Raw genomic sequence first — 13,973 nt, 5'->3', positions numbered from 1 at the left:
GAAGGCCACGGCTCTTTTCGTAGACGATGGTGATATCAGTGTCCGGTGATACCTTCAAGGGCATCAAGGCGGGCGTTGATCATGGCGCGGCGTTGTTTTCTTCGTGCTCCGCGGACTTGGAAGGTGGCCATGATGTAGTACATACAAGGCACAACAACCAAGGTGAGGAACGTGGAGAAGCTTAGACCGAAGACGATGGACCATGCAAGCGGTCCCCAGAAGGCAACGCTGTCCGAACCGATGTGAATGTGTGGATCACGGAGGTTGATGAGTTCCCAGAAGTCGATGTTGAGACCGACTGCCAACGGAACCAATCCAAGGATGGTTGCGCCTGCCGTGAGAACAACAGGATTGAACCTGATCGCTCCCCCTTCGATGATGGCTCGCTTGGTCCTCCATCCTTGCTTGCGAAGGACATCCGTGAAGTCCACGAGGACGATACCATTTCGCACCACGATACCGGCAAGAGCGATAACGCCCACGCCAGTGATCACGATGGAGAAGGTCATTCGGAAGATCACAAAGCCAAGCAACACGCCGATAAGACTGAAGAGCACGGTTACCATGATGAGAAGGGGCTTTGACAGCGAGTTGAACTGCGTCACCATGATGAGCAGGATCAACATCGCAGCGATGCCGAATGCCATAGCCAAGAAGTTGGCGCTTTCAGCCTGTTCTTCTTGAGCTCCGGTAAGCTTGATCTCGTATCCATCTTCAAGTTCGAAGTTCTTGAGTGCCGCGCGGATCTCAGCATTCACCTCGTTCTCGTTGAATCCTTCAAGCACATTGGAACCGAGCGTCACTACGCGTTTTTGGTTCTTTCGGTTGATCCCGGCGAAGGTGGAGGAATACTCAAGATGGGCGATGGACGACATCGGGATCTGGCGGAATTGTCCGCTGCTCATATCACGATATGTGATCGGAAGATTCAGTAACGCATCAGCGTTGCCTCGCATATCTTCACGCGCACGGAGTTGAACAGCATATTCATCCTCGCCAGACCGGTACTTGGTTGCTTCACTTCCATAGAGGGAATTGCGAAGGGCCATACCGACCTGAGCCGTTGAGATACCCTCTGCATTTGCCTTCTCCCTATCGATCACAACCGAGAGTTCCGGCTTGTTCCTGACAAGGTCGCTCTTCAACTTTTCAATGCCGGGAATCTGCAAGGAGTCAACCAGGATGCGACGCACTCGATCCTGAATGGCGATCAACTGATCGAGTTCGTCGCCACTGATCTCAATGTTGATCGGCTTGCCCGTTGGTGGACCATTTGACTCTTTCGCAACAAGGATCTCAACACCCGGGAGGTCGCGGAGTTCATCACGGAACTTACCGAGGTACTCTTGAGTGCTTGCCCCATGCCGATACTGGAATTCCACAAAGGCCACCGTAACCTTACCCTTGTGAGGCGTGATCGTTCTATCCGGGTTCTGTGGATCACCGGCACCAAGGCCTACGTTGGAGATCACCGACTTCACGAGCGGATTCTTAGGACCAAGGACCTTGTTCACGCGTTGTTCAACTACGCGGACAACAGAGTCAGTCTCTGCAGCATCCGTACCGATAGGCATCTGCACGTAGACGTAGGCGTAGTTCGGGTCTGCTTCTGGGAAGAAGACAACCTTAGGGCCGGCTACTACCATCAGGAAGATGGTCACGACAAAGAGGCCGACCATACTTGCGATCACGAGATATGGTCGCTTCCCTTGAAGCACGAATCGGAGCGTACCACGATAAAGATCCATCACCCATGGAAGAGTCTTCTCTTGGAATGGCTTGATCAGCCGCGGTGTAATGAACTTTCGATTCGTAAGCCAGAATCCGAATGTGAAGATCGAGAGGAACGCGATCCATACCTGACCACCCGTAACAGCACCAACGGAAGCCAAACCGATGGCTGCACCGATGGCAAAGAGCTTACGCTTTGATACTCGTGCCGGCTTACGATCCATGAAGTCCACGGCAAAGACCGGATTCATGATGTAGGCAACAACAAGCGAAGCGGTAAGCGTGATGATGAGGATGGCCGGAAGGTAGACCATGAACTCACCCACCAGGCCCGGCCAGAACAGCAGCGGGAAGAACGGAGCAAGCGTGGTGAGCGTACCTGCAACCACGGGAGCGAACACTTCTGCGGCCGCATATTTGGTTGCCGTCTTGATATCGATCTTATCCTTTGTGTGCAGACGGTGGGTGTTCTCGATCACCACAATGGCGTCGTCCACCACTATGCCTAACGCTAAGAGGAATCCGAACGTGACCACAACGTTGAACGTGAAGTCAAAGCCCGGCATGATAAGGAAGGCAATGAAGGATGATAGGGGGGTAGCGAGACCAACGAACAAGGCGTTCTGAACGCCCATGAAGAACATCAATACGATGGTCACCAGAATGAAGCCGATGATGATCGTGTTGATAAGGTCGGCAAGATTGATCCGCGTTGCCGTGGATTGATCATTCGTGATGGTGATCGTGACGTTCTTTGGGAGTTTGGTGGCAGAATACTCCTTCACGATCTGTTGGATCTGGTCGGAAGCATTGATGAGATTCTCACCCGCCTTCTTCAACACAGCCAACGTCACAACGTCCTTACCGTCCAAACGAGCGAAGCTCTGTTGTTCCTTATTGGTCTCAACAACAGTGGCGATATCACGTACGTAGACAGTGTTTCCGCGACTTCCCTTTACGATCACATTCTCGATCTGGGACACATCCTTGAATTCGCCCGTTACCTGTAGGTTTCGGCGGATCCCATCGTTGAGGACTTCGCCCCCTGAGATGTTGACGTTCTCATACTGTATAGCACGCGAGACGTCGTCGAACGAAATGCCGGCCGCTTGGAGTCTGTAGGGATCGATATCGACGCGGACTTCCTTCTCGAGCGAGCCGATGATGTCTGCGCGACGGATCTCCTTGAGGGATTCGAACTTGTCTTGCAGATCATCTGCGTATTGCTTGAGCACATCAAGACCGACGTTTCCGGAGATATTGACGTTCATGATCGGGAACTCCGAGAAGTCCACTTCTTGAACCTGCGGCTCCTTGGTGAGTTGTGTAGGCAGATCCGAGCGTGCACGATCCACGGCATCATTCACACGTTGTTTGCCGATCACCGGGTCGATACCCGTTGTGAATTCAACAACAACGATCGATGCGTCCTGGATACTCGTGCTTGTTACCTTCTTGACGTCGGCGATGGACTTGATCTGCTTCTCGAGCGGACGAGAGATCAGGTTCTCTACGTCCACAGGTGATGTACCGGCGTTGATGGTTGTTACCAAGATCGTTGGTACAACGATATCCGGGAATTGCTCCTTTGGCAGGCTCATGTAGGAGAACACGCCAAGGATCGAGAGGATCACCGTAAGCACGTAGATCGTTGTACGATTCTCTACTGCCCACGATGTGATGGGAAATTTTTTGTGGTGTTGCATGTGCTTAGGTTACTTCACTGTGCGAACAATTTGACCGTCTGCTACGTCCACTGCTCCACGAACAATGACGTTCTCCCCTACCGAAAGACCCATCACGATCTGTACATTCCCACCGGAAGTGAGACCGGTTTGCACTTCACGTCGGCGCGCAGTGCTCTTATCGTCCACGATGTAGACATAGGAACCGATGTTATCATGCAGGACTGCAGTGAGCGGCATGACGATAGTAGATGCAACGGTTACATCGTTGATCAATACGCGACAGGTAGTGTTCGGACGAAGGTTCGGTGGTACCGGACGGACAGGTATCTCAACGCGGAAGGTGCGGCTAACAGGGTTGACCGACTTTGCCACTACGTTGATCTTCGTTTTCATTGAGTCAGAGATCTCCTGATACTGGATCGTCACCGGATCACCCGTAGTTACGGTTCCGATGAACGACTCAGCGAGATCCACAACAACACGCATGTCCGATGTGTTAACCACGGTGAGAAGGGGCATTCCGGGAGCAACATTCTCCCCTACCTTGGCAACCACATTGTCTGCGAACCCACTCGTTGGTGCAACAACTCTCGACATTGCAAGCTGTTCATTGAGCGACTCCAATCGACGCTCCAGAGATTCCTTTTGATTCTTAGCCGAGAGGTACTGAACCTCGCTTCCGGCTTTCTGATCATAGATCCTCTTCTGCTTTTCGAACATCGTAACAGCAAAGTCAAGTTGCGTCTTTACTTCTTCGATCCCCTTGCGAACGATCTCCGCATCAAGTTCAACCAATAGTTGTCCTTTGGAGATAGCTTCGCCATTCACAACATTCACACGAACGATACGCCCTGCCATTTGGGGTGTGATCTGCAGAGAAGAACGAGAGTCAACCGTTCCCTTGGCATCAAGTACGTGTGCAAAAGACTGCATTGCGGCAGTAATGGTTGTCACCGGCTGAGCTGCCAATGGCGTGTTGACCTTACCAAGTTTTTTCTGAAGTTCAGTGATCTTCTCTTCGATCTTTGCCTTCTCGGTTCGGAGAGAATCGAGTTGCTGCTCGAGCGGCTTGTCGGTGTCCTTAGAACAGGCCATCGTAACGATGCCTATGAGGACGATGGATGATATTGTGCGGAACGTCATGGTGTTTCCCAAATCGTGGTGTTTTGTGTTACTTCAATTTCTAGGTAGTTGAAAGGGGCTCCTTCGACTTCAGCCCCCTGATCATGAGACAGGCAATACTGTGGAGCAGCTCTTCAACATCACGTGTTAACCACTCCGGAGGTAGCATGTTATTCCGAAGAATGACCATAGCCCCTTTGAGCGAAATGATGAGCTGGACAACGATCTCCTGTACCGGTTGATCGATGAAGAAGACCTTCCTGTCCACGCCTTCTTGAACAACTGACGTCAACAATTCCATCATCCGCTGATTCACTGTTCTGAAGTGACAGACCGGCTCACTATCACCATCGTGTTGGATCAGCGAACGAATGTTGAATTGTGTCATCACTTGATAGAAGAACTCATTTCCTTTTGAGAACTCGCTGAATGTGCTGATCGATGCTAAGAGCTTCTTCTCCGGATCTGTATCGCCCTTCACAACTGTTTCAAGCATTTCGATGAGACGGTCAAAATCATCGGCGATCAAGGCCATCAAGAGTTCGTCTCGGTTTTTGAAGTAGAGATACAATGTACCCTTGGCCAATTCCGCTTCTTGAGCGATCCTGTCCATCGATGTCTGCTCAAGCCCATGTTTAAGAAAGGCTTGACGAGCTGAATCGAGGATGTCGATACGTCTCTGTTCCTTTTCGCGCTCTTTGCGTTCACGTATACCCATGCTTGTCTCCTTAGCGTACCATACGACGGTACTTCTCGTCGACGAGACCCGTTGCACGTTCGTATTCGGCACGCGTCACGTAGTAGTCCAAGAGAGCGCTGATCTCATTCACTTGCGCTCTGGCAAGTGCCGTTTCAGCATCGTTGATCTCCAGGAGACTTCCCGTGCCCTCGGTATACCGGATCTTGGAGATGTCGAAACCGCGTTGAGCCTGAGCAACGGTCGTCTTCTGGGCATCGATCCGCAGCTTGGCAGATCTGATCTGGTTGACGATCGTGCGTACTTGAAGCTTGATGAGATCGCTTATCTGCTGGTATCTCTGCTGGGCAGTGAGATACTCCACATTGGCTTGTTCTACCTTGGCTGATGTGCGGAAACCATTGAAGAGGTTGAGCGAGAAGTTGAGTCCCACCACCGTGCTTGTTGCAGTGTTCCACGCAGAGAATGTTTCACTCTGCCCTTGATTCTGCCATTGACCAAAGGCCGAAAGCGTTGGGAAGTAATCTGATCGATAGATGTCTACGAATTCTTTCGATACTTCAACCTGCAGTGCAAGAGCCTTCAGCTCGTAGTTCTCTCTGATGGCTCGAACAAGAGCGGAGTCTTCTGCCGGGGCAGCTTCAGGTTCCAACCATCCATCTCTCGAGAGGATGATCGTGTCCGTGAGGTCGATCACCAAGAAGGTCTGAAGCGCTGCCAGAGCGTTGTACTGACCCGCTTGAGCATCAGTCACGGTTGGCTGAATATTCGCAACGGCTACATCCGAACGGATCTTGTCGAACTCCGCTACGAGCCCTTCATTGAACAGAGCGGTGATCGTCTTCTGTGTTTCGAGAGCATTGTTCAATGTTGCCGTTGCCACACCAACAAAGGCACGAGCAGCGAGGGCTTGATAGTACCTCTTCTTCGTTTCGGTAACGACTTCAGCAACTACAGCGTCGAGTTGGGCCTTTGCAGCATCCGAGTAAATGCGAGAAGCACCGATCCCTGTGAAAACAGCACTGTTGAACAAGATCTGCTGTAACTGTGCATTCACATTGTAGGCATTCGGAAGGCCAAATCGTACGGGTGTTACATTCCCCGATTGGTCCGGAAAGAAGAACACCGGCAACTGAATGTTGTAGTTATACCCGGCATTGATGTTCAGCGCCGGAAGTGCATTGCCGATCGCTTCAGTCACCTGAGCATCGGCTTTTTGTACGCCGAGTTTAGCGATGGCAACGTTTTTGTTTTGACGGAGTGCGATCTCTATCGCCTCGTCCAGGCTTAGCGGCCGCGTCGTCGCAGAGGCAAACATGCTGCCCAACACTGCGATGACTAGGTAGATGCTAATAGGTGCCTTCATGGAGAGTTCCCTTTCGGTCGTCGTACGGGTATGACGGTAAGATGATTTTCTGAACAACGGTCACAAAAATGACCACTAGTCAGCCATTAAGCAAATGGTCAGTTCTGGGGCGTGTGTACGTACCCACCCAAGAATTGTTGCAAATGCCGTAGCGATATCTTTAGAGGAGGTCGGCCAGGGCCTGGATCCCGCTATGGTCCGGGATGATAACATCTGCCTCTGTGGGCAGGAATTGACCGATCAATGCGGTTTTGACGCCCGCAGCCCTACCGGCTTGTGCGTCTGTGGAGGCATCGCCCAAAAACCAACACTGGGAAGGGGCAAGATCGAATTCGTAGATCGCCTCTAAGAGCATGCCTGGCGCTGGTTTACGACGTGTACTTTGGGCGGAATCGAGGTCTGTGCATACGCGGATATCATCAAGCCCCCTACCGTCGAGCTGGGCGGCGAGGAGGTCTTGCATATAGGTATGGATCACATCGAGGTCGTGGGTGGACATAAGCCCCTTCCCAACACCCTGCTGATTGCTGATGAGGATCAGGAGATATCCCTTCGAACGTGCAAAGCGGAGAAGCGGGAGAATTGCTTCCAGGAGTACGAATTCCGATGGAGTGCGTACGTACCCGCCCATGATCCTGCGATTGATCACACCGTCTCGATCTAGGAAAAGGGCTTTGCCGGATGCCATGTGGACTCAGGGGCGAAGGAAGGTAAAGGTTCGTTCTCCAATGCGCACAAGATAGAGTCCCGACGGGAAACTGTCGGTTGGAATCTGAACCACTCCATCTACGACCTCAGACCACACTGCTTCACCATGGAGAGAATAGATGGTTGCATGTGAGGAGATAGAACTCTCCAGGGTAAGTGTGGGTCCAACGATGAAGTTTGTGTACTGCCTATCCGCAGAAGGTTGATCGTTGACCGACGTTGTTGACGTGCCATGATACCAACCTTGCGCTAGCTCGTTGGTGGAGAAGAACGAATGGATCCGCGCGCCGGACTTCTCTTCCCCAAGCGGCGAGAGATGTAATCCGTCGCCGGAGAAATCATCACAATGCCAGAACAGTCCGTCATGCTTTGGCGTGAGACCATCGGCCCAATTGTCGGTACACCACATGAGTGCCGGCAACACCGGTGACTCCCCAATGAATTCATATTCCGCAGTACCAGTGATCTGACGTTCGATAAGGAACTTGATGGCCCAGCCATTGAGATGATCTCTTGGAGAGAGGAGCCCCTTACCTGCAAGAGCTGCGGCCGGATCGATGTACCCTGCATACGACCGAGAAGAGAAGTAGATAACCTTAAGGTTGGGATAGAAGGATCGCATCGTAGCGCAGAGTGTGTAGAGTTGATCGGCGAGTCCTTGCGCCGCCCCCGGAAACGTTGTATCGGCATCTTGTGTGTTGTCGGTCTCCACCCACGCCAACTGCACTTGCTGTGCGGAACATCCCAGAGAATCGAGAACCTTTGCTGCGTTCTTCCAGTATGAATCAGAAGGTTGATTCATCTTCTGTACTCCTTGACCTCCAACACAGGTATTTGCAAGGATAAGGTGTGTGTTGACTGTTGGATCGGACGTTGCCTTTGCAATGAAGGCGTTAAACTCTGTGCGCGGATTGGACGCGCCAACACCGATCATGACGATCTTCCCAGTGCTTGGATCCGATGTGCCATTGTTTGACAACGGAACGATGGCATCGATCATCGACCTGTAGGCCCCTATCTTGTCAGGGGGCAGATCATTGCGCCCATCAGGATAGAGTCCTCCACGTATCCCATTCCACGTGGAGTTCGTCATATCGGACACCGGCAGTCGCCCTAGTGGCGGCCGTGAACAATCCTTCTGCGCGATCGTCAATTGAACGCTTGCAAGGATTACGAAGAGGAGTAGGTGAGTTCTCATAACGTCAACGAGAACCCAAGAGTGCCAACTCGGTTACTAGCGGATCGTGATCATTTCTGTTACAGGTCCACTTCGAACTACGTAGACTCCGGAAGGCCATGACGTTGTGGCAATGTTGATCTCATTCGGTGAATGCGGAACCGATAGCATGATCTTCCCTTGAAGATTCATCACGACCACGTCTCCATCTGTGGCTGTGATCCGAAGTGATCCATCCGTACCAATGAAGACCACCTTCCTTCTTTCACTATCGACCTCTTCTACGCTAACGGCTGTTGGACTTGTGAACCATCCCTTTGAAAGCTGATCCTGGGCAAAACTCGCATGAAGGGAGCGGCCAGCTTTTACACTTCCAGAAACAGTGAGAGAATACCCATCTGATTCAAAATCAGAGCACTCCCAGGAGAGTCCATTACTATTGGCAGTAGTACCATCGGCCCAGAGATAGGAAGACCAGACCAAGGCCGGCAGACTAGCATGCATACCACTGAATGCATATCCATCGCGCTCATTGATCTGACGTTCAATGAGCAGCTTCACGGCCCAGCCATGGATGTAGTCGCGGGGAGCCACAAGCCCCATACCAAGAGTTGTCTCTGTTGGATCGATGTAGCCCGAGTAAGGTCGGCTTGATAGATAGATGAATTTCACCGATGGGAACTTCACCTTGACGGTCTTACACAACTCGTATAGTTGATCGGCAAGATCTTGTGCAGCACGGGGAAAGACCGTGTCAGTATTCTCGGAATCATCCAACATCACCCAAGCAACCTGGACCTGTGCAGATGAATAGCCGCCGGAGGTCACAGCGCTTGCAACTTCCGTCCAGTATTCACTCGCGACTGAAGCTACGTTCTGTAAGCCGAGTCCACGTTGTGCCACATTGAGAAAACGTACAGATCGATTTCGCAACGTATCCGTAGAAGAAAGAAGCTCCATACTGTTAAAGGCTGACCAGGCGTTAGACGCTCCGATACCCAAAACAACGATCTTACCATCTACGTTATCGATCATGCCGTTGGGGCGACATGCTTTTACGTCCAGTGAGTGTTCCTGAAGAAGTTGGTCATGTTCAAAGGGGCGAAGATTGGACCCACCCGGATAGAGTCCGCCCAGAACACCATTCCACGTTTCACTGGTCATCTGCGTAAGAGGGATGTGTCCAATGGAGACTGCATCGCAGATCTTTTGCGCGGAACCTCCAATCGCTCCAAGGTGTAGAGCGACCAGCAGGACGAAGCACGCGCGTATGAGAAGTAGATGCACCGTTACAATCCCCTTTTGACATCGGTGCTCAACATTACGGTATCATTTCCCCTCTTCAGAGAGGTAAAACTTCGGAAACTGTTCTGCAGATATCCCATCGAGGAATCTACTTGGCCGACCCAGAACGTCCGAATTTTGCCATTCGAGCATCACGGCCGGATACGTGAGATACAGCCGTTCCTTGGCTCTGGTACAGGCCACGTAGAGCAATCGACGTTCTTCTTCGAGTGTTTCTTCGCTCTCAGCGCTGCGGGCCGAAGGCAGTCTTCCTTCATTGACCCAGATGAGAAATACGGAATTCCACTCAAGCCCCTTTGCAGAGTGAATAGTGGACAAGGTCACAAACTCATCTTCATGATCATCCGGGTCGATCTCATCGAGTGAATCTGTTGGCGGGTCAAGGGCGATATCTGCGAGGAACTCTTCAACCGTGGTATACCGTCCGCCGATACCAACCACCGTTTCAATGTCCTTCCAACGCTTCGGATGATCGTCATATACCTTCTCCAACGTAGGTCGATAGGAGTCCGCAATGGTGCGCATGCGTTCCAACGGATCTTGGATCATACGAGCCTTTGCCAACATTGACGATACATCGGCGAGTGCAGAAGCCCCCTTACCGGTGGATCCCCACGAATTTTCCGGTCTCGACAGTGGGTCGGGCTCAGCTTGCATGGCATCGATCACCGTCTGAGCGGTCTTCTGACCAATACCCGGGATCTGCAGGAGCACACGGTACCATGAGATCACATCACGCGGGTTCTCTGTCAGCCGAACACGCGCGAGGAGATCCTTCACATGTGCTGCTTCGGCAAATCGCATTCCACCGAATTTTCGAAATGGGATATTGGCCTTACCGAGTTCGATCTCGAGATCAAAGGAGAGAAATCCACTGCGAAACAACACAGCGATCTCTGAAAGGGGCGTACTATTCTCCCGCAGTTCGAGGATCTGTTGCATAACGAATGAAGACTGTTGACGTTCATTCGTGGCAGAGATCAACATCGGTTGTTCGCCGTCCTTTGTATCGCTGAACAGTTCCTTCTCAAACATATTCGGTGCATCCCGTAGGATGCTGTTGCACACGTCCAAGATGGGCTGTGTGGATCGATAGTTGTGTTCGAGTCGGATCACCGTGCAATTCTCAAATGAATCAGGCACGCCGTGGATGTTGCGCACATCTGCTCCACGGAATGAATAGATGCTCTGTGCATCATCGCCTACGACCATCACATTGCCATTAGTACCCGAGAGGCCGAGTATGATGGAATGTTGGAGACGGTTCGTGTCCTGATATTCATCGACCATAACGAAGCGAAACTGTCGACGCAGGATCGGTCCTACCTCTTCGTGCTTTGTCATCGCAAGGAGGTAGAGCAAGAGATCATCGTAGTCGAACAAACCGTTGGCTCGTTTATACTCGTTGTATCCTCGGATCACTTCAGAGATCCGCGCGGTCTCTTCCACGAACTGCGGGTGATCTTCGAGAATGACGTCTTGGAGCGGTGCACCCGTGTTGACCGATGTGCTGTACATCGTGTAGAGCGTTCCCTTTTGGGGAAACCGTTTCTTGAGTTTCGCTACATCGAAGCGACCGCGCACCATATTCATCACGTCTTCTGCGTCGGCTTGGTCCATGACCGACGTTACTGACCGCTGATCGTTTGAGCGTTGGTGATCTTCTTGACCATGCAGTCCAAACCGACGTAGCACAGAAAATGCGAACGAGTGAAACGTTCCACCCGCTACCCTCTCACATCGACCATCAAGTAAGGCTGTAGATCTGCGCAGCATCTCTGCCGCTGCCTTGCGTGTGAAGGTCAACAATAGGATCGATGAGGGTTCCACACCATCTTCGACCAAACGCGCAACTCGGTACGTCAGCGTTCTCGTCTTCCCTGTCCCTGCACCAGCTAACACCAAGGCCGGACCATTTGTATGCATCACCGCTGCGTATTGCGCAGGATTTAACACCTGCTCATACGGAATGCGATACGCCCGCCCCGTTGATGATACCTCGGCCTTTTTGAGGATCAGTTTTTTCAAAACGCCAACAATTCCCGCAATTCGGTAGCAACACGTTCCACTGTTGGGATCACCGCATCCATCATGCCCTTGTTGTACGGGATGGGAATGTCTGGCGGCGCAAGGCGGATGACCGGTGCATCGAGATATTGGAAACAGTCTGAAGTGATGGTTGATGCGATCTCTGCACCGAATCCACATGTGATGGTGTCTTCATGAAGGACCATACATCTGTTTGTGCGGCGTACGGAGTTTACAACGGTCTCACGATCCCACGGAACGATGGTGCGGAGGTCAATGATCTCTATGTCTTCGCCAAGGAGTTCAACGGCGGATTTTGCACGATGAACCATTTCGCCCCAGGCAACAACAGTTGCTCGCGTTCCGGGACGAATGATGTTCGCAACACCGAAGGGCACGAGATAGTCGTCTCCGGGATAGATACCACGTCCCGGAGCTGTGTCTTGTATAGCTCGATGTTCGAGGAAGAAGGTTGGGTCATTACCACGCAATGCGGTCCTGAGAAGGCCAACAGCATCCTGAGCGTTGGACGGCATAGCAACACGCCAACCGATCGTGTGGGCAAAGATCGATTCTCCACTCACGCTATGCCATGGGTCCCCGGTACGCTTTGAAAACCCGACGGGAATGCGAACCACCATCGGGGCTGCAAAGTCTCCATTGGTGCGCCATCTGATCGTACCGGCATCGTTGATCTGTTCCGTTGCCGGGTCGAGATACTTCCGGAACTGGATCTCCGGCACAGGAACAAGTCCGGCCATGGCCATACCAACCGCACGTCCGATGATCCCCTCCTCACTGAGAGACGTATCAAAGACGCGATCCGCTCCGTGTTTGATCTGAAGGTCGACGGTTGCGCCATGGACGCCCCCTTTCACTCCAACATCTTCACCGAAGACCACGATACGTTCGTTGTGACGGAGCTCATTATCCAACGTGCGCTTGACCGCTTCGATGAGATTGACGCGTGGACCATCTTCTACTTTTTCACCACTCGATGAAGGGGGCTCTACACCATCGGCCATCATTCCACCATGACGTGGGGTTGTGCCGTCAAAGAATGACTTCGTGAGTGAATCTTCTGGTGTCGGTTGCGGTTGTGCAAGAGCCGCCTCGCGCAGGCCGCCCGGACGGATGACTCTACCTCTGCCACAAAGGTCAGCCAACCATCGTTGTCCAAATATTTCTTGCGTTCAAAGAACTCCTTGAGTTTCACGATGGGGTCGCGAGAGAGTTCTTCATCCTTCTGTTCCTGCGTTTTATACGACTGGTTGTCCGCACCGCTATGTCCGCAAATGCGCGGAACCCGAACGCGAAGCAGAGCAGGACTCTGTGACTGTCGTACGTGTTCGATTGTCTTTGTGATGAGTCGGTCTGCTTCTTCCGGACTTGTACCATCAACCTCAACAATGCGCAGGTTCTTGAATGCGGCAAGGTTATCGGCGATGTTTCCGCCCGGGGTCTGGAATGTTCCCGGTACGCTGATACCGTACTGGTTGTCTTCGATGAAGAAGATCATCGGCAACTTTACGGTGGTCGCAATGTTGAGTGCCGCCCAGAACCCATTCGTAGCCGTTGATCCGTCTCCGCCCATGGCCACGGCAACAGCACCCGTCCACGACTCGTCCTTCATAACGCGCGTACGGTAGGTAATGGCCTGGGCCCAACCAACACACGGTGTGTATTGCGCACCAACATCGCCCGAAGCAGGCAACACTGTTACGCCTCGCGTGTTTGGAAGATGGTGGACAACACCGATATCACGGCCGCCACTTCGGCTCCCACTCAGTGCCAACGGTCCGGCGAATGACTCTTCATAGGTCATACCGGCTGCGATGACGAACGGCCGGGAACGGTAATACACCGTTGCGCCGTCGTGGCCATGTCTCAAGGCTTGACCCAAGATCACCTGAGCAAGCTCATGTCCTTTGGCCGAGAATTGATACGTCACTTTTCCCGAGGGGGCAAGTTCCGTTTCTTCGATCGTATCGATCAGACGCGATGCGATAACCGTACGCGCCACTTCCATCCATTCGTTCTTGGTCATGCTTCTCTAGTAGATTGCGGGAACAGCTTGCAAAACTACGCCGACCATGGGGTTTTGAAGGCAGAAATGAGTGTATTTTCGGAGAACACCAATTGATAGGACTT

8 protein-coding genes and 1 pseudogene are annotated in these 13,973 nt (G+C 52.2%); all 9 read right to left on the bottom strand.

Going from position 1 to position 13,973, the window contains the following annotated elements; genetic code table 11:
• Positions 1-35 precede the first annotated feature (35 nt).
• The 9 genes and pseudogenes from IPI29_02355 to IPI29_02315 all read right to left on the bottom strand — a co-directional run bounded on the left by IPI29_02355 (position 36) and on the right by IPI29_02315 (position 13,869).
• Entirely contained in the window at positions 36-3,437 is a 3,402-nt protein-coding gene (locus IPI29_02355) for an efflux RND transporter permease subunit (GenBank protein MBK7411377.1), read from the bottom strand.
• 9 nt (positions 3,438-3,446) lie between these two features.
• Positions 3,447-4,562 carry an efflux RND transporter periplasmic adaptor subunit gene (locus tag IPI29_02350; GenBank protein MBK7411376.1) on the bottom strand — a complete coding sequence of 372 codons (1,116 nt, stop codon included), beginning with the start codon at positions 4,560-4,562 and terminating at the stop codon, positions 3,447-3,449.
• Positions 4,563-4,602: 40 nt separating this feature from the next.
• Complete coding sequence (locus IPI29_02345; GenBank protein MBK7411375.1) at positions 4,603-5,259, bottom strand: TetR/AcrR family transcriptional regulator; 657 nt, start codon at positions 5,257-5,259, stop codon at positions 4,603-4,605.
• 10 nt (positions 5,260-5,269) lie between these two features.
• Positions 5,270-6,604 (bottom strand): TolC family protein, encoded by a 1,335-nt coding sequence (locus IPI29_02340; GenBank protein ID MBK7411374.1) that lies wholly within the window; start codon positions 6,602-6,604, stop codon positions 5,270-5,272.
• 160 nt (positions 6,605-6,764) lie between these two features.
• On the bottom strand, positions 6,765-7,292 hold the full coding sequence (locus IPI29_02335; GenBank protein ID MBK7411373.1) for an HAD-IIIA family hydrolase: 528 nt from the start codon (positions 7,290-7,292) through the stop codon (positions 6,765-6,767).
• 6 nt (positions 7,293-7,298) lie between these two features.
• Positions 7,299-8,510 (bottom strand): T9SS type A sorting domain-containing protein, encoded by a 1,212-nt coding sequence (locus IPI29_02330; protein ID MBK7411372.1) that lies wholly within the window; start codon positions 8,508-8,510, stop codon positions 7,299-7,301.
• A 36-nt stretch (positions 8,511-8,546) separates the two neighbouring features.
• On the bottom strand, positions 8,547-9,653 hold the full coding sequence (locus tag IPI29_02325) for a hypothetical protein (protein ID MBK7411371.1): 1,107 nt from the start codon (positions 9,651-9,653) through the stop codon (positions 8,547-8,549).
• Positions 9,654-9,818: 165 nt separating this feature from the next.
• On the bottom strand, positions 9,819-11,822 hold the full coding sequence (locus IPI29_02320) for an ATP-dependent helicase (GenBank protein MBK7411370.1): 2,004 nt from the start codon (positions 11,820-11,822) through the stop codon (positions 9,819-9,821).
• Positions 11,819-13,869 (bottom strand): annotated as a pseudogene (locus IPI29_02315) (pyruvate dehydrogenase). The gene IPI29_02320 and the pseudogene IPI29_02315 overlap by 4 nt, the downstream one beginning before the upstream one ends.
• Positions 13,870-13,973 lie beyond the last annotated feature (104 nt).

Source organism: Ignavibacteria bacterium (genome assembly GCA_016707005.1).
Classification (GTDB): Bacteria; Bacteroidota; Ignavibacteria; order Kapaibacteriales; family Kapaibacteriaceae; genus UBA10438.
The sequence above is the reverse complement of the archived record's forward strand: the minus strand, read 5'-3'. Positions and strand labels throughout refer to the sequence as shown.

Coding starts and splice junctions, on each gene's coding strand:
- IPI29_02330 (MBK7411372.1), bottom strand. CDS start 8,510: ATGAGAACTCACCTACTCCTCTTCGTAATCCTTGCAAGCGTTCAATTG.
- IPI29_02340 (MBK7411374.1), bottom strand. CDS start 6,604: ATGAAGGCACCTATTAGCATCTACCTAGTCATCGCAGTGTTGGGCAGC.
- IPI29_02355 (MBK7411377.1), bottom strand. CDS start 3,437: ATGCAACACCACAAAAAATTTCCCATCACATCGTGGGCAGTAGAGAAT.
- IPI29_02325 (MBK7411371.1), bottom strand. CDS start 9,653: ATGACCAGTGAAACGTGGAATGGTGTTCTGGGCGGACTCTATCCGGGT.
- IPI29_02335 (MBK7411373.1), bottom strand. CDS start 7,292: ATGGCATCCGGCAAAGCCCTTTTCCTAGATCGAGACGGTGTGATCAAT.
- IPI29_02350 (MBK7411376.1), bottom strand. CDS start 4,562: ATGACGTTCCGCACAATATCATCCATCGTCCTCATAGGCATCGTTACG.
- IPI29_02345 (MBK7411375.1), bottom strand. CDS start 5,259: ATGGGTATACGTGAACGCAAAGAGCGCGAAAAGGAACAGAGACGTATC.